This is a genomic window from Hazenella coriacea (genome assembly GCF_004341825.1).
Taxonomy (GTDB): domain Bacteria; phylum Bacillota; class Bacilli; order Thermoactinomycetales; family Thermoactinomycetaceae; genus Hazenella; species Hazenella coriacea.
The window spans coordinates 410,207-430,572 of record NZ_SMAG01000001.1; the positions used below are offsets into that span (position 1 = coordinate 410,207).

A 20,366-nucleotide genomic window follows, 5' to 3' on the forward strand; every position below is an offset into this window, starting at 1 on the left:
TGATCGCATGAAAAAAAGGGTTCTCTTATCCATGCTTGGTACAGCAATCATCATCACCAGTGCCTGTTCGTCGCATTCTGACAAAGAACAGGCAAGTGTTCCTTTGGAGAAACAAGCAAAGACTGAAGTAAGTACAGAAGTGCCTATCATCGAAGGTAGTTTTGATGTAGTGGAACGATATGAAACTGTTGAAGACCTAGCAAAAAAGGCAACGATCGTCATTGAAGGAAAGGTAGTAAACGAAGATTCCTTTCAATCAGACTCCAACACAACTTTTACAAAATCAGAAGTAATAATCAGTCGAGTCATTAAAGGTGATGTCAAAACAGGAGACATGGTTACCTTCGTTGAACTTGGTGGACTGACTACAAGAGGCGAAGTAACCAAAGAAAAAACAGGTCTTCAACTATCGAAAAATGAAAAAGCGCAACCAGTAGAAGTTGTTTTCAACGGTGTCAAAACCATGAAAAAAGGAGATAAAGTACTTCTTTTTGGCGAAGATGCACCAAATCGTAAGCTTCTCGATCAAGTTTATTATTTCCCTGTTGGTATGCATGAAGGAAAGTTTATGATCCATGACGACTCCGCATCTCGTAAAATTGATAAGGTGAAAAATGATCATGGTGATCAAGTGGAAGTAGTTACAGAAACGTTTAAGAAAAGTGAACTAGAGAGTAAGGTTAGAAGTATGAGCAAGTAACTAATAGTTTATTATCTATATTCATGTAAAGCCTTGAGAGAAAAATATTCTCAAGGTTTTACATGATTCCGAATGGATTCCCTCTAATTACTTTTCAGCTTATCTTGAAACCTTCTCAGTAAAACCATATACTCCTCATAATCCTGCGGACATATAAATTCATTTTCATCCAGATTTTCATTGATTTTATGCAATAAATCTTCTATTGTTTTTTTACTTTTACCTAATTTAGTGTCATCTAAAGAATAGAGCAACTCTATTAACTGCCCATCATAACTCCATCCAGCCAAAGGGTCTACTTTTAACATCTCTATGGCTTTTTCTACAGCGATCTCAACAAGAATATCCTGTCCTAACATTCTGCAAATATCATTAATATCAATTTCATCAACGCTTTTCTCCGCCAATCTACTATACCATTGTTCCAATGCGTACTTTGGCTCTCGATCTTCAAGAGCTATTTTATAAATATCTTTTATAGACTTCACTATTTAATCCCTCCAGCGAACATAGAATCATTATAAAAAAGCAACTACTAACTGTATGTACATCACACTCTTAATCTCTCTTCTGAAAAACAGTAATTAACAGTTCTCCATCATCTTCTTCAAAAACCTCTACAATCACTTCGCGATCGGGGTACTGATGTTTAAATTTCAAAGACCAAAAATGTTCTAGAACTCTGCCTAACGTGATTAACAATTCGTCTTGTTGATCATCTTCATTTTGAACATTTAAATGAAAAAAATCCCGCAACTGATACAAATTCATCATTTTTTCCATACACGTTGAATCTCCATTACAACTTCTCTTCCAACCTTCAAAACGTCTTTGAGAAAATTGATCTTTTAAAAATAAACAACCTTCTAATTCAACGATTGCTGGACTAAAAAATTTTGCAAATCCAAGTGCAGTTTGTATATCCGCTTTCATATTGACATAGCTCCACCAAGAGAAATGTTCTTCATTTACACGGCTCCATTCAGTAAATTCCTTAATCAACTGATCATCAAACAATACGATCACCTACCAACAAATTTGAAAAACTCATTTTTTGGTTCAGAAGTGACTTCATTTATTACAAACTCTCTAGTATCATTTCTTCTAACTGCTTTTCATCAGCAATGTAAGGATTTATAGTTAGTAGTCTAATCATGATTTCTGTAGTTTTCGAGAATGATCGTTGACTAGTGCCTACTTGCCCATAGGCACCCATGTGAAAATTCAGCTTACCACCTGAAAAAGTTTGAATGTCTAGTAAAGTTTCTTGGACACTACTTAAAATCGCTTCTCCATATTCATAAGGGATCCCCATATAAACTTCATCTGATTGGAATGCAATATGATCTTCCAAGATTCTCCCTTCATCCAGACTAGTATTTATAGTTATTTCTATAATTTCTCCATCATTAGGAGTAAAGTTAACTCCAAGAAATGCGTAATTGCTCACTTGGCGGGGGGAAAATAAAGTTTCCAATGCTAGATTACAAGGACTTAATACCAATCCTTTTTCCACTGGTAAAGTTGAGTAAATCTGATCAATAACAGTGTAATTGATCCTTGGCATGTTTTTGACCCATAACCTTCCTTTACGATAAGAACCTAAATTTTCTAACATAATCATCAACCTAACCTCCGAAACTTTCTTTATACCTAAATTCGTAGAGTTATTGATTTTATACCATCTAGATAAAGGTTCACCATTTAAAACACGATTTGATTTTTTCATAAATAAATATAGTCATACCTGAAAAGAGATAAAGGAACCACTCTGAATTATCTACTGTGGCTGTTGATTGTTTAGAGTCATGTTTTTAGAAGCTATTCTAAGTAAGTACTACCCAAAATAGCTTCTCATCTTTGATACCAGAAAAAACACTTAGACATATCCATTATTGGCTTACAATTATGAACTAACTGTAAATTGCATTGATAAAGTATAGGAGGTCAAATCCTTATATCCTTTGTAATCACCAAAGGTCTGTTTTATTCCAATTTGTTTCTCTTCTGCTTTGGTAAAATGATGGTTGGTAACGAGCGCTTCAAACATTCTGGACATTGAAGATAGGACATATTTATATTCATAATATTCCCGCAACAACAAAGAAGTTGATCTTTCATTTTCTTTCTAGATAAAGAAAACGCGACTCTTCTCTCCATTTGAGTATCTCCTTTTATCTACATATTTTCTCCTCTGATCTAAGTAAAAATATCAATTGTTTTGCCTGCTAAAACCTTAACTCCCTCGTCGATCTCCACTTGAATCAAATCAAGTATGGGGATTTGAATCTTCTTCCCCTCTGTAGTTTGGATCTCTACTAGACGAGTCCTTTGTTCGGGTTGAAGAACAACTTTGTAAGTAACATGACAATCAGCTTGTCCATTATTCTTCAGACTGTCAGTTTCTTGTTGATCTAGTTGAATACTTGGATTACATTGGATCTCATACAAGAAACGTCGAACATGATGTTCTTCACCCGTTACCTCTATTCGAATCAATTTGAATGAATCCCCTCTCTCAGTAAAATTTCAAGAAGCTTTGTAGTTATATTGTATAACCTAGATGACCATTTTTTCAACGAATAGGAATTTTTATTTTATTATGGACTTTTCTAAGATCAGATTATAAGATATGCCTAAATAAATCGTTATCTGACTATACAGATATTTTTTCTTATAACATTTTTACAAAAAACATGAACTAAGGGAAAGGAATGACGATCATGGATTTAATCACAATTGGTCAGCTTCTTCGAAAACGTAGAAAAGATTTACGTAAGAAGATGGAGGACTTAGCAGATGGTCACATTTCGACCTCTACCATTAGCAATATTGAAAGAGGGCTTCCCAATGTGAACCCCAACAAAGTCACTTATTATGCGGAGAAACTAAATGTAGAGCTAGAAGATTTACCGAATCTGGTTAACGAGTCTCGGAAAGAGGCCCAAAAGGTAGATTCAATCTTACATTCAGTTCAAAGCTTATTAGTTTCTAATCCTGATGAAGTATTAAAAAGACTAAATTCACTTACGATTAGCCCGTCATCTCCTAGTCACTGTACTAAACTTTATTTATTAGGCCGTTATCATCAGATTGCAGAAAAAGACCTAGAAACGGCACACAATCTTTTCTTAGAAGCGATTCGTACTATAGATAGATTTTCAACCATGACAAAGACCAATATTAAAGCAGCATGCTACTATGAATTGGCTAGAGTTTTTTATTATCAAAACGAGATGGAGAATGCTCTACACACTTGTTTGAAGGGAATTGACTCATTTGTATCGAACGGTGAGAGAAGTTATTTAATCCACTCTTTAAAGGTTAGTAAAGCAATTTATTTAGAAAATCTAGAGCGGTATGATGAGGCCTTAAATACCTTAGATGAACTTTGGGTAGATTTAAATGATATTAAAAATTTGTTTGTGATCCTCAACATGCATGAAGTAAAAGCAAAAATCTTAATGAATAAAAAAATGTATACAGAAGCGATCCAAATCGCAACGGATGGGATTGAGATTGCAAGAATTAACCGGTTCCATGAGCGAATATTTGAATTATGGACAATCCTCGGTGTGATTCATATGCGAACCAATGATTTGGATGAAGCAGAAAATTGTTTACTTACTGCCCTAGCACTAGATAACAAGATCGATAATGAGTATCTATTTATCCGACCTCATACACAGTTGGGACTATTGTATATGAAGCAAGAACAATGGGAAGAAGCTTTTCAAACCTTGGATAAAGCGGTTCGACTAGGAGCCAAAACCAATGATGCCAAACGGCATGTCCTCGCCCTAATCGTACTTGGCGATTGGTACCGATTGAGAGAGCAGTATTCAGAAGCTGTTCAGACTTACCAAAAAGCTTTGGAACTAGCTAGAAGACATGACTTTAAGAAACAACAGTATGAATCTTTATTTGAATTGAGTAGATGTTGGAAACAGATTGATGAGGTGGAATTTTCGAAGTCTGTTGCAAATTTGTTTGAGATTGAATTACAATTACATCATGAAAGGATTATTCCTTGAATTTTAAGGAGGTGTTCATCATGATATCATTCCATCCAAATCAACAAATTTATGTCAGCGATCCTCCACCAGAAAGCTAATCAAATGAAAACCAAAATAAAACTAGTCCATATTGATAGACTAGTTTTATTATTCAATATGCGAGAAAAGGGGTGCTACACGGTTTGATATCTGTAGCACCCTTCTAAGTTTTCTATCACTTAGTTCTCAGTTAAGTTTTGTCAAACACACTCTCTATGATGAAGCAAAATATTCAATCCACAAATTGGATATAAAGGATTTAGAGTCATCAGTTAACTGGGCTACCCTATCATTCGGAACATTACGAAATTGCGATAAAGCATAAATCATCTCAGCTTGAACTAATTTAATAAATGGACCAACCACTCCACCATGGATAAAGTTAACAGAGTTCCCATCATTACAGAGGAAAAATGCATTTCCATTTACTTTAACTTGGGCGATTTTACTATGAGTATGTTTTGGGTTGAATAAATATTGAGAACATATGGACTTAGTTTTCAAAGTCTGTTGCAAATTTGTTTGAGACTGAATTACAATTACATCAAGATCGGGTTGGACGATGAATCTAGGGAGGTGTTCACCATGTTATCATTCCTTCCAAATCAAAAAGTTCAAGTAAGCGATCCTCAGCCAGAAAGCTAATCAAATGAAAATCAAAAAAGGAATAAAATGTTACAATGATGTTGGGAAGGAGTTAAAATATGAAGATAATGCTTCCGTCTTTATTAGCCTATTTGATTGTTTGTGTAATAGCAGTCTTAGTTCCTAGTTCTGAAGGTTATAATACAATAGTTTGGAAATTATTAGTTGGGCAAATCTATGCTATACCAACTTTATTAATTGTTACTCTGATTTCATATTATATTAATAAGAAGATATCGAGAAATAAGATCGGGAGCTCCTAATAACTGGACCCCCTACTTTAGTGTGAAGTATCAACATTTTACCGATCAGTTTCTTCATTTTACATTCCTCAATTTTCTTCCAACTGACTTCATGATCTTCTTCAATCACCGGAACATAAAACTTGAAAATTCCAACTGTATTGTCAATGAGTTTTCAATTGAATTACAATTAAACCATGAAAGGGTATTCTTTTGAATCTAGTAGGTTTTTCATTATGAAGGAAGGAGTTAAACACCATGAATGTGTCTACCTATCTTAACCTGATTGGGATCCAATCGGTGGGGCGTCCTGATCAATCAGTACTGTCTCTCCTTCAAGAAAATCATTTGCTTCATGTTCCATTTGAAAACTTGGATATCTCCCTCCAACGACCGATTCGTTTGTCGTTGCCTGATTTATATGAAAAAATCGTTGGGCAACGTCGTGGGGGTTTTTGCTATGAATTGAACGGGTTGTTCGACTGGCTTCTTCGAGAAAGTGGCTTTATTACATCACTGATCTCTGCACGTGTACGAAGAAAGGACAGTTCATTCGGTCCAGAATTCGATCATTTAGCTTTGTTGGTTCATTTGGATCAACCCTATTTGGTAGACGTGGGTTTTGGTGATAGTTGTCGCCATCCACTACCGTTGACAGGGGAAGAAATAGAAGACATCAGTGGTCGTTATCGAGTCATCTCGGACCATGTTCCAGAAGAATATGTTTTACAAAAACAAATAGAGGGGGATTGGATTTCAGAACTTCGCTTTACTACACATCCCTATGAGTTGCAAGCATTCACCCCTATGTGTGAATACCACCAAACATCTCCAGCATCTTCCTTTACACAGAGAAAGGTCTGCACGATCGCCACCCCAGAGGGTAGAGTCACACTCACTCAAGATTTTATGACGATCACTCGAGGCGAACAAAAACAAAAATCACCCATCTTATCTGAGTCACAATTTCACGAAGAGCTTCAGCACCTTTTTGGGATCACATTGTAACTAGTGTGTTAAATCAGCCGGTCCACTTATAAAAAAGCTCCTACCTTGTGGTATATACACAAAGTAAGAGCCTTATTATGTTTCCTTCCGGTCTTGATTGGAACCATGATCACCTGTTCTGATTACTAGAAAGTTAACTTTTCTCCAACTTTCATGTAAGTGCCTTTGATTCCTTTTTCCTGTACAGCTTGGACAAAAGCCTTTCCATCTTGGCGGATCAGTGGGAACGTATTAAAATGCATTGGAATAACATGTTTGGCTTGTAACCATTCAGCGGCAAGTAGAGCTTCTTCAGGCCCCATGGTGTAATTATCTCCGATTGGAAGCAATGCCAAATCAATGGGTTTATTTAAGTTGATCCATTTCATATCAGAAAATAGAGCTGTATCGCCTGCATGATAAATGGTCTTGCCATCGATGGTTAGCAAATAACCTGCGGGATGTCCCATGTAAACGATTTGATTCCCCTCTGCTTCATAGCCACTTCCATGATAAGCAAGTGTCATTTTCACATGCCCAAAGTCAAAGGAATAACCTCCTCCAACTCCCATTCCATGGACTTTAGAGACACCTCTCCCCCCTAGCCAAACGGATAGTTCGTGTGGAGCGATGACTGTTGCATCATTTTGTTTTGCGATCTCCTCTGTATCGCCGACATGATCCCCATGACCATGAGTGACAAGAATATAATCAACTTTGATATCCTCTGGTTTGCTGATAGCGACAGGATTGCCAGAGAGAAAAGGGTCAATGATCAGACGTGTCCCTTTATGTTTAAGTTCAAAACATGAATGACCATGATATGTAATTTTCATCTTTAAAACCTCCAGATCATAGGTAGAATCAAGCTCTATTGTCCTTAGTTACCATTTACATACTTTCGATGTTTTCCGATTCTTAGAGACAATTATACCAAAAGTTAAAATTAGAAGCATCGCAAATCCGCTGTTGCCTAGCCCTTTTTTATCACCTAGTCAAACATGCCTACATACCATGAAGTAGCATTTCTGGCGGAAGGGGATTATTATGGGGCGGTCACGAATTCAAATTCAAATATTACCTGAACGCCATTTTCCTGAGAAGGTCAATCTGGTGATGAGTAAGTCACTAGCACAAAAATTAGGGATTCGTACCCAACCATTTTGGGTTACTTATGGCTCCGCTACGAGTACGGGAGTCCTTGCCCTTCACTCTAATCAGAGCAGTCTGATCCGCATGAGCAATCAATTAGCCTCTCACTTACTAATGACCAACCAAACTTCCATCTATGCTCATTTTGACCCCTATCTCCCCCGTTTGCGATTGGGCCCTCTACTTGGCGTTTTAATCAATACAGATCTTCAAATTAAGGGAAATCAAGATCACAACTTTGGAATCATGACCAAATTCCTTGATGAATGTGCAGTAGCAGGGCAATCCCAAGGTGTTCGGATCGCTGTTTTTGAACCGGATCACATTCACCTCAATACCCAATCCATTCGCTGTTGGGTGAAAGAAAAAGGGAAATGGGTACAACAAATCATTCCGTTCCCCGATGTTATTTACAATCGAATTACATCACGAAGAGTTGAACAACAGGCAATACTTCAGCAAAAGTTGGATCACCTCAAACGCGTGTATCACATTCCTATCTTTAATGAAAAATTTCTCAATAAATACCAAGTTCATAAAATTCTTCTTCAAGATGAATATGTAAGTAAGATGCTACCTGACACAGTTCCTTTTTCAATCCTTGATCTCAAGAAAATGGTAAAAAAACATCCTGTCCTCTATGTGAAACCTAATAACGGAAGTCTGGGAAGTGGAATCATCCGAATCACAAAAGCTCCAGCGAAATGGATTATGCAATCAGCCACACCCAATGGAACATTAACTCGAACCACCAAGAATTTAACAGAGCTCACTCAATTGTTAAAAAAACGGATTGGCAAACAAACTTATCTCATTCAACAGGGATTACAATTGATTCGATATGATCAACGACAAGTTGACTTTCGTGTATTGGCGCAAAAAAACAGACATGGTAGATGGCATATCACCTCAAGTGTAGGTCGGATTGCCAATGACCAACATATTGTCTCTAATCTTGCTAGTGGGGGAACAGTTCGAAAAGCTAATGATGTGCTCAATGATCTCAAAAACATTCCTAACAAGCCAACAGTCCAACAACTACGAAAAACTGCATTAGATATTTGTAATGCTTTTGAAAAGTTAACTGAAGGACAACATTATGCTGAATTGGGCATTGACCTAGCCATCGACCAAACAGGGAAGATTTGGCTTATCGAAATCAATTCAAAACCTTCAAAAACTGATGACTCAGTCATTAGTCCCACAATCCTGATTCGTCCATCTGTCACCCAATTAATGAACTACGTTTCCTATCTCTTCCATAAGGATCAACAAAAGAGTCATTCTCCTCCTACATCTACACCAACTCCTATTTTATATAAAACTCGGGGGAGGAAGAGCAAATGATCCAGCAACAGTACCCACATTTTTTAGGAATTATTACTAGTTACCATAATCACAAAAAGAGACCTCCATTCTTAGAAGCATCTTATTTCCACCAACTAGCAATCGTAGGAAAAGAATTGGGGATCGATATCATCGTGTTTAATCCCAAAGAGGTTCGCTGGTCTAACCGAAAGGTACCTGGTTGGACAGTTGATAAGAAAGGGAGTTGGGAGAAAGATGTTTTTCCCGTTCCCTATCTGATCTATGACCGATGTTACTATTTGGATCAAAAACATTATCAAGAGCTGAAACCCTTCGTACAACGGATCGCCGATGATCCAAACACACGACTCCTTGGGCGGGCTTTAAAAGGAAAATACCAGACCTTTGAGATCTTAAAAAAGAACCCAGAGATCCTCCCCTATTTACCCGAAACTACCCGTTATCAGAAGCCCTCAGATGTTAGTCACATTCTTAATCATCAAACAACTGTTCTATTAAAACCCAACGGTGGGAGTCATGGTAGAGGGGTCGTTGCTATATCCAAAGTTCCCAAAGGTTTTTTGATTCAAGGTCGTTCAAAAAACAACCAATCCTTTAAAATCCTCGTCCGCTCCAACACCAAATTGCAACAGTGGATCGGACAATTCACTCAAGGGTCACGCTATCTAATCCAACCTTTTTTACAATTAACTACTCTAGATCATAAACCCTTTGACCTTCGTATTTTAGTCCAGAAAAACAATCGCAGAGAATGGGAAACGACAGGGATCGCCGTACGCATGGGTCAACCTCACACCATTACTTCTAATTTACATGGGGGAGGAGAAGCAGCCATGCTACATCCTTTCCTAGAGAAAAACTTTCCCCAAGAAAGTCGATTCGACATCTTGCAAAAAATTACATGGATCAGTAAGAATGTCCCACCATTTATTGAAAAAGAACATGGTCCATTGGTTGAGCTGGGAATAGATGTTGGCATTGACCGTGAAGCAAATGTATGGATCCTTGAAGTAAACTCAAAGCCCGGACGAACCATTTTTATTAAGACAGGCGAATTGGGAGTTCGACAAAGGGCAGTTCAGCTTCCCATGCAATATGCTCGTTCTCTGCTCATGGGAACATAGGAGGGGAAGTATGAATTCGATCATATGTCAAGTAAAACTTTATACTCGTACACCAGATAAGGCGATCATGCTAAGCCAGCCATTAATGAAGCAATGGGGATGTACTGATAGTCAATCCATCGAAGTAAAAGCTGGAAATAAATCACTGATCGCTCGGGTCGTTCCTGTCAAAACAAAAGATCAGAAAATCATCATTTCTCCTGCTATGGCACGCCAATTAAACCTTCCATTCGTTGGAAAAACCCGGGCAACTCTTAAAAATAAATGCTTACGGTTTGGTCCCGTCATTGGAATTCTTACCACTGGATTTACAGGTAATTCAACATCTCCTTTTGGGCAACGCTCTTTGTTGTTCCGCAGCTTTATCCAAGCTGGTGAACCTGAACATCCATTAATTTATGTGTTTACACCTGAAATGGTGGATTGGCAAAGTAAAACGATTATGGCCTGGTATTATAAAAACATGGGAGGAAACCAATTTCGTTGGGTCAAAGCAAAATCACCTTTCCCTGATGTCATTTATGAGCGAATCCCCAACCGAAAAGCCGAACAATTGGCTAGTGTACAAAGTACGGTTTCTCGACTGAAGAAAAATACACCCTGTTATATTTTTAATCAAGGATTCTTTAACAAATGGTCCATCCACCAATTATTGAGTAACCATCCTTTGACAGCATCCTACATTCCTGAAACAGACTTATCTCCGACGATTGCAAGACTGCAACAAATGCTGGATCAGCATCAGATGATTTATTTAAAACCAAGTGGTGGAAGTCTTGGATTGGGCATTTACCGAATTACCCAACATCCAAAAGAGGGTTATTTTTGTCGTTTCCACAATAACGAAAAAAATGTTCTCCACCGTTTCTATTCCTTGGAAAAGCTCATTAAGCATTACTTTGGTAGTATCCAATCAGAGCGGTTCAAAAAATATTTAGCCCAACAGGGGATTCGTTTAATCAAGCATGGGGGTAGACCTGTCGATTTCCGAGTTCATCTGCATAAAGATAGCCAAAAGGAATGGAGAGTCGTCGCGATCGGTTCAAAAGCAGCTGGAAATGGAAGTATTACTACACATATACGTACAGGTGGCTCTATTATTCCAACAGATCAACTTCTCAAGAAAGTCTTTAAAGATGATGCTACAGAAGTGAAAGAAGCGATTAGTCATTCGTCCATCCTCATGGCACAAGTACTCGAACAACAAATTGATGGTCTTTTGGGTGAATTGGGTTTAGATATCGGTGTAGATCACAACAAACAGGTATGGCTATTCGAAATCAATGCAAAACCGGGACGACATATCTTTCACCATCCAAGTTTGCGTGAAGCAGGCCGCCAGTCCGCTAAATACATTACTGATTACAGCTTAAGCTTAGCTGACTTTTTATGAAAGGAGGTACTTGGATGAATACACTATTTCAAAGCTCTACCCACTCATTTCCAGAGATGAATATCCATCTCGCTTCCAACCAAGTCACTCACAGACATTCCCAAAAGTCGAAACGTCCAGCCAGAATTACTCAGCAAAATTCCACCAATGGGGGTTCTCCCCGACCACGAATAGGCATTTTAACTGCAGATGGAGGAAATCCCTTTCGTGGGAATCACCAAAATTTTATCGATATTATCCGAACTGGTAAACGAATGGGGGTTCCCGTGTTTGTCATTACCCCTCAATGTATTTCGAGCGACTACAAACAGGTCTATGGATATTTCCTATCGAACTCTACAAAAGTAAAATGGGTGCGTAAGCTGACCACTTTACCCCCTGTGATCTACAATCGAGTTCCAAATCGAGTTGAAGAACGCAGACCATCTATGCAAGAGACCATCGAAAACTTGAAGAAGATTCCCCATCTCCACTTTTATAATCCAAGCTTTTTTGATAAATGGACTCTCTATCAAGATTTAAATACTACAAAACTCCACTCTTATCTCCCTGAAACCTCACTCTTAGATCAACCACAAACATTTAAGCAAATGCTGTTTCGCTATCCCATTCTCTATTTAAAACCGATTGATGGAAAAGCAGGAATAGGAATGATTCAGATTACTCAAGAACCTGAAGAAATAAAATTAATCCATCAAACGGCAAAAAGAAAGGAAAAAAAACAGTTTACTACTTTCACTGATCTGTGGCCTACTATTCAGCAATTATGTAAACAACAACCTTATCTAATCCAACAAGGTATCTCCTTAGCAACTTATCAGGGCAAGCCTTTTGATGTACGAATACTTTTACAAAAAAACCGAAAAGGATCTTGGGCTTTAACGGGTATAGGGATCCGTGTAGCTGGCAAATCAGCTATTTCTACACATGTTCCTATGGGAGGACGAATCGAGAATGTTCAACGGGTCTTTCAATCTGTGTTCGGTAAACGTAAAAATGACATGTTAAAGAAGGTTGAAGAAATGGGGCTCCAACTCGCTCAATCCATTGACAATAAACAATCCTCTCCTTTAGGTGAAATGTCAATGGATCTAGGAGTTGAACCTCAAGGACATTGTTGGTTCTTCGAGGCGAACGCAAAACCGATGAAATTTGATGAACCTCATATTCGTTCCCTTTCTCTGCGCCGAATCATCGAATATGCCTGCTTTCTGTGTGGATACTAAAAAATCAAGGAAGTATGATCATGAAAATTCGAACACTCTCCTTTCATGAAATGAAGCGCGTTCGTCCGCAATTAATCAGATTTATACGCCGTCATGGGGATGGTCGTATCACTCATCGAGCTATTCGGTGGTTTCAACAATTAATCCAAGAATCTTGGAATGAAGGAATGATTGTGGCCGCTACCTTAGATAAAAACATCATTACAGGTCTCATTGTTTTAGGGAACTATGGACTCGATGAATCATTTATCGCTGTCCATCCCTCCTATCGAAAGCAAAAAATCGGGGAGACACTCCTTCAGCATGCGCTACATCGACTTGGAAAAATATATACTCGAGTAGCTTGTGATAATACCCCTAGCCTTAAATTATGCTTCGCTTGCGGATTAACTGCTTTTCAGCTTACCTATGGACCTACTAAAAAACCCACCCTTTGGTTAGGCGGTGGAGCTTGGAGTCGGCGGGATCTTGAGGAAAAGCTCCTACGTCAATAATGGAAGAGTTATGCTACAAACAAATAAAACCAGCTCCAACAGAAGACGGAGACTGGTTTTATTTGTTTATATGATTATTTGATTACACGTTTTGCATGAAGGTAGCCTTGTTTTAACCAAGGTGTACTTAAGCTATCATATTTAACTCCACCAGGTCCCCATGTATGAAGAACTTTATTATTTCCTGCATAAATTCCTACATGAGCGACTCGACCATTGGATTTCTTTGTCTTAAAGAATAAGAGGTCACCTTTTTGTAGTTGGGATTTTGGTACTGTGGTTCCTACTGTTGATTGTTGACGGGAATTTCGAGGTAAATTGATGCCATTTTTCTTATATACATGTTGTACAAAAGAAGAGCAATCAAATGTACTGGTGACTCCAGATGGAGAACCAAATCGATAAGGGGTTCCAAGATATTTCTCGCCAGTTTGAATAATTTTATTGGCAAGACTTGTATTTGCTTGTTTAACTTGTTGTGAATTATTGGATGATTCTGGTTTTGTATTCGTAGAAGATTCTGGTTTTGTATTTTCTTGAACAGGTGGTTTTTGTTGAACTTGTTGTCCATTCGTAGATTGGTTTTGATTGTTTGATACAGATGTGTTTCTTTCAAGACCTACACGATCAAAGATCGAGTTTATCATTCCTGAAGAATTTAAGGGTGAAGCATGAGTTAACCCGGTTGGAATTATAACAGTGACAGCCAACGTAGCAGCAAGTATAGTTACCTTTTTGATCTTATTTGTTCTAAGCATCATGTCCTCCTTGAAAAAACTAATTTTATATTTTGGATGGCTTGTCTGTGACTGCCTGTCCAAGATGGTTACATGGTAACATAAAAAAACTTTTATCTTTTATGTAAAAACTTCCACCAAATAGAATTGATATATTCACCTACAAGTCACAAAGATCATCTTTCAACCTATTGACAACAGAAAACCCCAGTCACCCACTGGGGTTTTCGCCTAGTAGATAGGCTCGAATCAAATAGGCGTATTCGATCGTTGTTGGTATGAAGGTAAAACCTTCCACGGGTTTTTCTGAAGCGAATATCATCATTCGAAGCCCATCACTTTCCTTTTTATAAGCAATGATTTGCTTTGTAGGTAACTGCAAGGAAGGGATTTTATTAGAAATCATTCCCTCCCATACATAGACTGGCAAATCGTTTGTCCATTCGGAAGAAGAACCGTAAAATGCTACTTGCCCTTGATTCAGTTGTAAAATCTGGTCAATCTTCTCCCACTCTTGAAGCTGATGAGTCACAACCACAACTAGGTGTTTATCTGCATAAGTCGTTAATGCATCAACTACTTTTTTTTGTTGCCAAAGATCAAGATGAGTTAAAGGTTCATCCAACATAAGATAGTGTGGTGACCCTAAAAAAGCTTGGCAAATCCCTAACATCTGCTGATTTCCTGTCGATAAACGACCGATTTTTTGATGTTGAATTTTTTCTAAGCCCAGCTTATCCACCCAATGCTGAATCTCCCTATCATCAAAAATACCTTTTAATAAAGCCATATATTTCAAAAACTGCAAACCCGTCATTTCAAATGGGGCTTCTAATTCACTAGGTAGATATCCAATTTGGCTTCTGATCTCTGGCAAATGTTGTGCTAAGACCCCTTCTTGATAAATCATTTCCCCTTCATTAGGTGGTTCAACAGTCGCTAATAAACGAAGGAGCGTTGATTTACCCGCTCCATTTTTTCCCACGACTAAGGTGAGCCCCTGTTGAAATTGAAGTTGTTGAATCCTCAGTTGAAAAGTAGAATCGGCCAACGAATGACACACTTCCCTACATACAATCAATGGAGTCTCACCTCAAATGCATATGGTAAATTTTTTTACTTTGGCGATAAGAAATCCCGATTAGAATCACCCCAACTACCAACAACCCCCATTGGAAGAAAACGAGCCATTCTTGGATCATAACTGAATTCATCAGCCATTGCTCAATCATAAACACGATAATTATACTTAAAGTCGTTGATAATAAAGCAGTCCGTACTCCCTTGTAAAAAAGCATCATTGCTAAGAAACCAGTCATGAATAACACGATCGACAACCAACTCAGTAAGAATCCACCTATTGACAATGTGCTACCCCATAGAACGAGATTCCCCATGGTAAATAAACCAAATACCAATGTTAAAAGTAATAGAATGAAAATACGACTGAGTACAATGAGCATCGGAGGAAATGGAGTGATCGATTCAATCATCCTCATCCCTTGATTCCCTATTCGTTCATGAGCCAATAACGCTCCTAGATAAAAAAGCGGGATCAAGCTACTATATAAAAGATTTACTTCGGGTCGTGGTGAACCGTTCCAGAATAAACCTATCATTATCGTCATGGCTAAAAAAATAAGACTGACCACCCAAAACCACGGTTGAAAGAGATTTAATTGAAAACGACATAGTTGAAGCAAACTAGGACGGGGGCGGGAAAAAACTGGCTGTGACTTCATCGACTTTTCACGAAGTGGATCAAAGTGTACTTGCAACTGACTGATCAACTGAGCTGTATCTGTAGAGCTTGGTTGTTTAACTAGATATTGCGAAAGAGAATCCTGGAGTTCATCTTCTAGCGCCTCGATTTCTTCCCAATCGGGGGAATGTTGATTCAATTTTAGATTCCTCCTTTCTTTGTTTACTATGATCTACTAAATCGACTTTTAATTTTTTCAATGCCTTATATAAATGAGTTTTAGTTGTACTTAAAGTTAAAGAGAGTACTTCTGCGATCTCTTGTAACTTTAACTCTTGATAGAATCGTAAGATGATGATCTCTCGCTCTCTTTGAGTTAACTTACTTAAAGAGCTTAACACTTCTTTCCGTGTTTCTTGATGTTCATAGATTTCAATTACAGATGGTGACTGTTCTCTCCGTTCAGGTAAGTCCAGCCGTTGTTGTTCAGAACGATAACTAGCACTCTTCCAATAATCACGACAAAGATTTATAGCAACTCGGTACATCCAAGGCTTCACGCGATGAGGGATTTTTCCTTGTTGAAGTTGGCGAATCAAACGTATAAAAACCTCTTGAACTACATCTTCCGCTTTATTGGGATCTTGTAACATTCTTTCCACTGATCCCACCAACAACCGATGATAGCGGTGTACAAATGCTTCAAATGCCGCCTGGTTGCCTTCAGCCATCGCCTCCACTAATTGTTCATCTGATAACATCTAGTCTTTCTCCTTTAATCTAAATACTCCTTATTCAAATTCATCTGAAACAATCCAATAACTCCGTTTTCTGATCATATAAAGAGATAGACCAATGAAAATTCCACTTATACTTAATAGAGCCAGCCGATTATAGAGAAAAAAAGAACCTTTGGGCAAATAAACAGTGTGTAGTGTAAACAGGGTAAAAATGCTCCCACTGGATAAAACATCTATCATCCAAACTCCAAATCCAAAAATTAACCCCACATATAATCGCTTAGAAAGAATCATGGCACAAATCGTACAAGTGGAGAGCAACAAGGCAGCTGGAAATATTTGAAAAAGAAGTTGTCCATAATCCATGATAATAGTCTTGCTTTCTCCTCCATCATAAGGAAAGTAGCTTGAAACAGTCTTCGGATACATCAACATAAATACTTGTACAACCATCCAGTGAAAACACACAAAGGTAAATAAGGTTAGAAACATTTTCCGCAACCACATACCCGTCATGGAAATCGGAAAGGTAGCAATAACTTCCATACTGCTACCTCCAAATTCTTTTTGAAAAAAAAGGACTGACAGGATAACGATTAATGGGAATATCGCTGTTTCGTTATAACTTGCGAGTAAAATGCTTTCGTCCAATAAAATAACTAGAATTAAAAAAGAAACGTAGATGATAGGAACCAAGGTGAACCAACTTTTTAGATTAGCCAAATCAATTCGCCATTTACTCACTTTTTCATCACCCGATTCCACTCATTCATCCAATCTTTAACAGAAATGATTTTGCTTGGGTCGGGTTTAGGTCCTTCTCCATTAATATTATCTTCAATGAAGAGTCCTTTTTGATAAAAATGGTTGAGTACTTGCTTTACTTCGCTGATCTTCCCTTCATTAATCGCTGTGCTAATCTGTTTAGTAAATGGATCCTTAACATCCAGTTCGTTATAAAAGAACATTCGCTCATCCATCAATATTTGTTCATCCGTTAATTTTTGATGATCACGAGCGTATAGATAATAGAACGCGGCGCGAATTTTATGTCGAATTTTATATGGCGCCCCTGCATCTTCCTTCCATCCAGGCTCTGTCAAATTAGATTCTAAGTCACCAAACAACATAATGTTAACTACTATTCTCCATAAATTAGCATCTAAGTTGTTATGCATATTTTCATAAACCATTAGAGAGTTTCCTTGGAAATACTTTACATTATGGGTTCTCTCAGATACCGACACATAGGGTAGGTAGATAATCGTCTCTAGCTTTGGGCTTTCTTGTGGGTTTAACCAGCTGTTGAAATAATGTTTAGCTTCAACCACCGTTTTCAGAAATGTCTCTGCTTCTTTGCGATTGCTCGATGTGGTAATAATCGTAAAGGGGTCATCAGGCATATTCACTTTGATCATATTTCCTGCTAACAAGCTAACTCCTGATGTCTGTTTCATCGCATATGTCTTTAAATCTCCCTGCTGACTGACTAGTGGAAGCGTCACATAGGTCTCTTTCGGAAATCCTTGAAGGGTTACTTCAAAGTCGGCGGGATTAAGGAGCTGAATGTGAAAATTCTCATTAACCCCGTTTTGTTTCACAAATAAAGGCTGATTTCCTGGAATTGGATACCAAGCGACATAGGCAGGTAACAATACATAGTCATCCTTCACAAAAGAAGACGTAACATCTGCGAAATTATTGTAGTACCAATTCATGATTTGTCCTTCATATTCAAATAGAAGTACTTGTTCTGTCTTTCCAAGATTAAATTGGGAACGATCGATACTTAAAATTTCTCCTTCACGTTCAAAAGATAACTCTTTTCCATCCACAGATATTTTTTTGACTTGTAAGGAATGATTGAGGGTAAATGGAACTTTTTCCTCTGGTAAACTAGAAGTGGGAATCGTTAACTCCGCTTTTACCTTTACATTATCATTGGTTTGCTTATGCACATTGACCCGAACTTGATTAACATCAAATACCACCCATTGGACATCTCTATCCGCCACTGGTGTATAGTTTTCAATAGCAGCAAATCCTTGATACTTCTCTGCCCACAGCCAACTATAAGGGAAAGCCATCACTGCACAAACAAAGACCATGATGAAACTGATGATTTTCCAACGTGATCCTTGATTAGACGGGCGTCTTGTCTCAATCAAGGTAATCATTATACTAACGAACCATAGACACATGCCTAAAACCATCAATCGTGTTGCCCAGATTTCGAAAGAACTCATCCAGGGTCCCCACGCTTCATTTTCTAAGATGGAATCTAAGCTAAATTGACTCAGTTGAAATCCACCCAAATAGTATAGACCCAACATTCGTTTGATAAAGACATCCATAAAGAAAGTGAAGAAAACCCAACCAGAGAAACCGATCAAGTAGACTATTCGATTACGAATTACCATCGCAAGTAGCATGGATAATGTTAAGGTATACATGAAATCCCACTCATAGACTAACAAAAATAACAGAGATCGATCCAAAATCTCCTCTACTAACAACCCTTGTCTAAAGGCAAAAGATACATAGACAATTAGCATGGTCAATGAAAAGAGAGAGAGATAAAGCATCGCTGCTGTCCATTTGGCACTGACCAGTTTAAACCCTGATATTGGATAACTAAGAACCCAATCATGGGAAGCTCTCATCCATTCACGTCGGATCAACTGAATTCCTAGTAGGATCGCTACAGACAAACTTAAGATATGTTGGATCTTATGATAATTGTATACATACATATATAAATCCTGTGATTGCTCAGGTCTAACATCAAGAATCACAAATACCATCCAGCCCGCAAATAAAAAGGGAAGGGCAAGATAAACATAATTGCTAAAAATCAATTTCGACTCCAAACGTAATTGGCCGAACCATTTATCCATGACTCCCACCCCCTAGTAGAGCGAGATATCCATCTTCAAGAGTAGGCTCCTGAACAAGTACAGCATCTTTCGTGAGAGGATGATCGGAAATCACTTTACAGTAAATACCTTCAGACATTTTCCGGGAAGTAATAATTTTGTTTCCTGGAATCGTAGCAAACTCCCGTTCACTCACAACAACTTCCCATACTTTTCCTACAGCCTCTTCTTGTAACAGATCAAGATGACCTTTTATAACCACTTGTCCATTTTTTAGTACAGCCATTTGTTCACAAGTACTCTCAATATCCCCAACAATATGTGTTGATAAAATCACAGTACGCTGTAAACTAAAGCGACTAAGTAGATTTCGGAAGCGCACTCGCTCCTCAGGGTCTAATCCAGCGGTCGGTTCATCAACGATTAAGACTTGTGGACCTCCTAGTAGAGCTTGAGCAATCCCTAAACGACGCCTCATTCCACCAGAATACGTTTTTACTTTTTTATTTGCTTGATCAGTCAAGTTCACTTCTTCCAACATGAGTTCAATCACTTGTTTTCGTTTTCGTCCTGTTTCTAACCCTTTCATTACAGCTACATAGTCTAAGAATTCATACCCTGTTAGTTGTGGATAAACTTGAAATGATTGAGGTAAATAGCCAATCATTTTTCTGATTTGATCCGCTTCGTTTAAAGAGTACTGGTCATATTGAATATTTCCAGATGTGGGTTTCAATAAGGTAGCCATGATGCGCATCAAGGTTGTTTTTCCCGCACCATTAGGACCTAATAAGCCGAACATGCCTTTGTCTATTGTAAGTTTAATGTTACGAAGCGCCCATTCATTTCTTCTGTACTGCTTGCTAACTCCTTGGATTTGAATCATATGTGTCATCCTTTATTGCAAATTCATACCGGTATGTACTCATAAAACGATTATCTAGTAAAAAAAGTTGAGGTAATT

At 38.0% G+C, this 20,366-nt stretch carries 22 protein-coding genes; 9 read left to right on the plus strand and 13 right to left on the minus strand.

Going from position 1 to position 20,366, the window contains the following annotated elements; genetic code table 11:
• The first annotated feature begins 7 nt into the window (after window positions 1–7).
• Window positions 8–700, plus strand: coding sequence for a hypothetical protein (locus EDD58_RS01945; RefSeq protein WP_131923152.1), 693 nt, complete (start codon window positions 8–10; stop codon window positions 698–700).
• A gap of 83 nt (window positions 701–783) precedes the next feature.
• Here the strand turns inward: EDD58_RS01945 and EDD58_RS01950 are convergent, their stop codons facing one another.
• The 5 genes from EDD58_RS01950 to EDD58_RS01965 form a co-directional block, all read right to left on the minus strand.
• Window positions 784–1,188 carry a contact-dependent growth inhibition system immunity protein gene (locus tag EDD58_RS01950; RefSeq protein WP_207903232.1) on the minus strand — a complete coding sequence of 135 codons (405 nt, stop codon included), beginning with the start codon at window positions 1,186–1,188 and terminating at the stop codon, window positions 784–786.
• A gap of 70 nt (window positions 1,189–1,258) precedes the next feature.
• Window positions 1,259–1,726, minus strand: coding sequence for a hypothetical protein (locus EDD58_RS01955; protein ID WP_243648615.1), 468 nt, complete (start codon window positions 1,724–1,726; stop codon window positions 1,259–1,261).
• Window positions 1,727–1,778: 52 nt separating this feature from the next.
• Window positions 1,779–2,324 carry a hypothetical protein gene (locus tag EDD58_RS01960; protein WP_131923153.1) on the minus strand — a complete coding sequence of 182 codons (546 nt, stop codon included), beginning with the start codon at window positions 2,322–2,324 and terminating at the stop codon, window positions 1,779–1,781.
• A gap of 282 nt (window positions 2,325–2,606) precedes the next feature.
• Complete coding sequence (locus tag EDD58_RS14725; protein WP_165875745.1) at window positions 2,607–2,759, minus strand: hypothetical protein; 153 nt, start codon at window positions 2,757–2,759, stop codon at window positions 2,607–2,609.
• Window positions 2,760–2,899: 140 nt separating this feature from the next.
• Complete coding sequence (locus EDD58_RS01965; protein ID WP_131923154.1) at window positions 2,900–3,199, minus strand: hypothetical protein; 300 nt, start codon at window positions 3,197–3,199, stop codon at window positions 2,900–2,902.
• Window positions 3,200–3,423: 224 nt separating this feature from the next.
• Here EDD58_RS01965 and EDD58_RS01970 point away from each other — a divergent pair, with 224 nt between their 5' ends.
• From EDD58_RS01970 to EDD58_RS01980, 3 genes are all read left to right on the plus strand, one after another.
• A complete protein-coding gene (locus tag EDD58_RS01970; protein ID WP_165875746.1) occupies window positions 3,424–4,734 on the plus strand; it encodes a helix-turn-helix domain-containing protein in 1,311 nt (436 codons plus the stop codon).
• Between the two features lie 725 nt (window positions 4,735–5,459).
• Window positions 5,460–5,663: a DUF4017 family protein gene (locus EDD58_RS01975; RefSeq protein WP_131923156.1), complete on the plus strand. Its 204-nt coding sequence runs from the start codon at window positions 5,460–5,462 to the stop codon at window positions 5,661–5,663.
• Between the two features lie 237 nt (window positions 5,664–5,900).
• A complete protein-coding gene (locus EDD58_RS01980; RefSeq protein WP_131923157.1) occupies window positions 5,901–6,650 on the plus strand; it encodes an arylamine N-acetyltransferase family protein in 750 nt (249 codons plus the stop codon).
• Window positions 6,651–6,775: 125 nt separating this feature from the next.
• Here the strand turns inward: EDD58_RS01980 and EDD58_RS01985 are convergent, their stop codons facing one another.
• Window positions 6,776–7,465 carry a metal-dependent hydrolase gene (locus EDD58_RS01985; protein WP_131923158.1) on the minus strand — a complete coding sequence of 230 codons (690 nt, stop codon included), beginning with the start codon at window positions 7,463–7,465 and terminating at the stop codon, window positions 6,776–6,778.
• Window positions 7,466–7,676: 211 nt separating this feature from the next.
• Here EDD58_RS01985 and EDD58_RS01990 point away from each other — a divergent pair, with 211 nt between their 5' ends.
• Genes EDD58_RS01990 through EDD58_RS02010 form a run of 5 tightly spaced genes read left to right on the plus strand, consistent with a single transcriptional unit; the run spans window position 7,677 to window position 13,347 of the window.
• The gene (locus EDD58_RS01990; RefSeq protein ID WP_131923159.1) at window positions 7,677–9,128 is read left to right on the plus strand and encodes a YheC/YheD family endospore coat-associated protein; all 1,452 of its coding nucleotides are present in this window, start codon (window positions 7,677–7,679) and stop codon (window positions 9,126–9,128) included.
• Entirely contained in the window at window positions 9,125–10,234 is a 1,110-nt protein-coding gene (locus tag EDD58_RS01995; protein WP_131923160.1) for a YheC/YheD family endospore coat-associated protein, read from the plus strand. The genes EDD58_RS01990 and EDD58_RS01995 overlap by 4 nt, the downstream gene beginning before the upstream one ends.
• Before the next feature lie 10 nt (window positions 10,235–10,244).
• Window positions 10,245–11,627 (plus strand): YheC/YheD family endospore coat-associated protein, encoded by a 1,383-nt coding sequence (locus EDD58_RS02000; RefSeq protein WP_165875747.1) that lies wholly within the window; start codon window positions 10,245–10,247, stop codon window positions 11,625–11,627.
• Between the two features lie 14 nt (window positions 11,628–11,641).
• On the plus strand, window positions 11,642–12,853 hold the full coding sequence (locus EDD58_RS02005; protein WP_165875748.1) for a YheC/YheD family endospore coat-associated protein: 1,212 nt from the start codon (window positions 11,642–11,644) through the stop codon (window positions 12,851–12,853).
• A gap of 20 nt (window positions 12,854–12,873) precedes the next feature.
• Complete coding sequence (locus EDD58_RS02010) at window positions 12,874–13,347, plus strand: GNAT family N-acetyltransferase (RefSeq protein WP_165875749.1); 474 nt, start codon at window positions 12,874–12,876, stop codon at window positions 13,345–13,347.
• Between the two features lie 74 nt (window positions 13,348–13,421).
• On the opposite strand, the gene EDD58_RS02015 is transcribed toward EDD58_RS02010, so the two are convergent.
• From EDD58_RS02015 to EDD58_RS02045, 7 genes are all read right to left on the minus strand, one after another.
• On the minus strand, window positions 13,422–14,105 hold the full coding sequence (locus tag EDD58_RS02015; RefSeq protein WP_243648616.1) for a C40 family peptidase: 684 nt from the start codon (window positions 14,103–14,105) through the stop codon (window positions 13,422–13,424).
• Between the two features lie 190 nt (window positions 14,106–14,295).
• Window positions 14,296–15,165 carry an ATP-binding cassette domain-containing protein gene (locus EDD58_RS02020; RefSeq protein WP_131923165.1) on the minus strand — a complete coding sequence of 290 codons (870 nt, stop codon included), beginning with the start codon at window positions 15,163–15,165 and terminating at the stop codon, window positions 14,296–14,298.
• Window positions 15,166–15,172: 7 nt separating this feature from the next.
• Window positions 15,173–15,985 carry a hypothetical protein gene (locus EDD58_RS02025; RefSeq protein ID WP_131923166.1) on the minus strand — a complete coding sequence of 271 codons (813 nt, stop codon included), beginning with the start codon at window positions 15,983–15,985 and terminating at the stop codon, window positions 15,173–15,175.
• Window positions 15,936–16,547, minus strand: coding sequence for an RNA polymerase sigma factor (locus EDD58_RS02030; RefSeq protein WP_131923167.1), 612 nt, complete (start codon window positions 16,545–16,547; stop codon window positions 15,936–15,938). The genes EDD58_RS02025 and EDD58_RS02030 overlap by 50 nt, the downstream gene beginning before the upstream one ends.
• 30 nt (window positions 16,548–16,577) lie before the next feature.
• The gene (locus EDD58_RS02035) at window positions 16,578–17,270 is read right to left on the minus strand and encodes a hypothetical protein (protein WP_131923168.1); all 693 of its coding nucleotides are present in this window, start codon (window positions 17,268–17,270) and stop codon (window positions 16,578–16,580) included.
• A complete protein-coding gene (locus tag EDD58_RS02040; protein ID WP_131923169.1) occupies window positions 17,267–19,423 on the minus strand; it encodes an ABC transporter permease in 2,157 nt (718 codons plus the stop codon). Before EDD58_RS02040 ends, EDD58_RS02035 begins: the two co-directional genes overlap by 4 nt.
• Complete coding sequence (locus EDD58_RS02045; RefSeq protein WP_131923170.1) at window positions 19,416–20,288, minus strand: ABC transporter ATP-binding protein; 873 nt, start codon at window positions 20,286–20,288, stop codon at window positions 19,416–19,418. Before EDD58_RS02045 ends, EDD58_RS02040 begins: the two co-directional genes overlap by 8 nt.
• Window positions 20,289–20,366: the final 78 nt, after the last annotated feature.

What these genes read in the sequence shown, in the direction of transcription:
- EDD58_RS01945 (WP_131923152.1), top strand. Translation starts at nt 8, where the DNA reads ATGAAAAAAAGGGTTCTCTTATCCATGCTTGGTACAGCAATCATCATC.
- EDD58_RS01960 (WP_131923153.1), bottom strand. Translation starts at nt 2,324, where the DNA reads ATGATTATGTTAGAAAATTTAGGTTCTTATCGTAAAGGAAGGTTATGG.
- EDD58_RS14725 (WP_165875745.1), bottom strand. Translation starts at nt 2,759, where the DNA reads ATGTCCAGAATGTTTGAAGCGCTCGTTACCAACCATCATTTTACCAAA.
- EDD58_RS01970 (WP_165875746.1), top strand. Translation starts at nt 3,424, where the DNA reads ATGGATTTAATCACAATTGGTCAGCTTCTTCGAAAACGTAGAAAAGAT.
- EDD58_RS01975 (WP_131923156.1), top strand. Translation starts at nt 5,460, where the DNA reads ATGAAGATAATGCTTCCGTCTTTATTAGCCTATTTGATTGTTTGTGTA.
- EDD58_RS01980 (WP_131923157.1), top strand. Translation starts at nt 5,901, where the DNA reads ATGAATGTGTCTACCTATCTTAACCTGATTGGGATCCAATCGGTGGGG.
- EDD58_RS01985 (WP_131923158.1), bottom strand. Translation starts at nt 7,465, where the DNA reads ATGAAAATTACATATCATGGTCATTCATGTTTTGAACTTAAACATAAA.
- EDD58_RS01990 (WP_131923159.1), top strand. Translation starts at nt 7,677, where the DNA reads ATGGGGCGGTCACGAATTCAAATTCAAATATTACCTGAACGCCATTTT.
- EDD58_RS01995 (WP_131923160.1), top strand. Translation starts at nt 9,125, where the DNA reads ATGATCCAGCAACAGTACCCACATTTTTTAGGAATTATTACTAGTTAC.
- EDD58_RS02000 (WP_165875747.1), top strand. Translation starts at nt 10,245, where the DNA reads ATGAATTCGATCATATGTCAAGTAAAACTTTATACTCGTACACCAGAT.
- EDD58_RS02005 (WP_165875748.1), top strand. Translation starts at nt 11,642, where the DNA reads ATGAATACACTATTTCAAAGCTCTACCCACTCATTTCCAGAGATGAAT.
- EDD58_RS02010 (WP_165875749.1), top strand. Translation starts at nt 12,874, where the DNA reads ATGAAAATTCGAACACTCTCCTTTCATGAAATGAAGCGCGTTCGTCCG.
- EDD58_RS02015 (WP_243648616.1), bottom strand. Translation starts at nt 14,105, where the DNA reads ATGCTTAGAACAAATAAGATCAAAAAGGTAACTATACTTGCTGCTACG.
- EDD58_RS02030 (WP_131923167.1), bottom strand. Translation starts at nt 16,547, where the DNA reads ATGTTATCAGATGAACAATTAGTGGAGGCGATGGCTGAAGGCAACCAG.
- EDD58_RS02040 (WP_131923169.1), bottom strand. Translation starts at nt 19,423, where the DNA reads ATGGATAAATGGTTCGGCCAATTACGTTTGGAGTCGAAATTGATTTTT.
- EDD58_RS02045 (WP_131923170.1), bottom strand. Translation starts at nt 20,288, where the DNA reads ATGATTCAAATCCAAGGAGTTAGCAAGCAGTACAGAAGAAATGAATGG.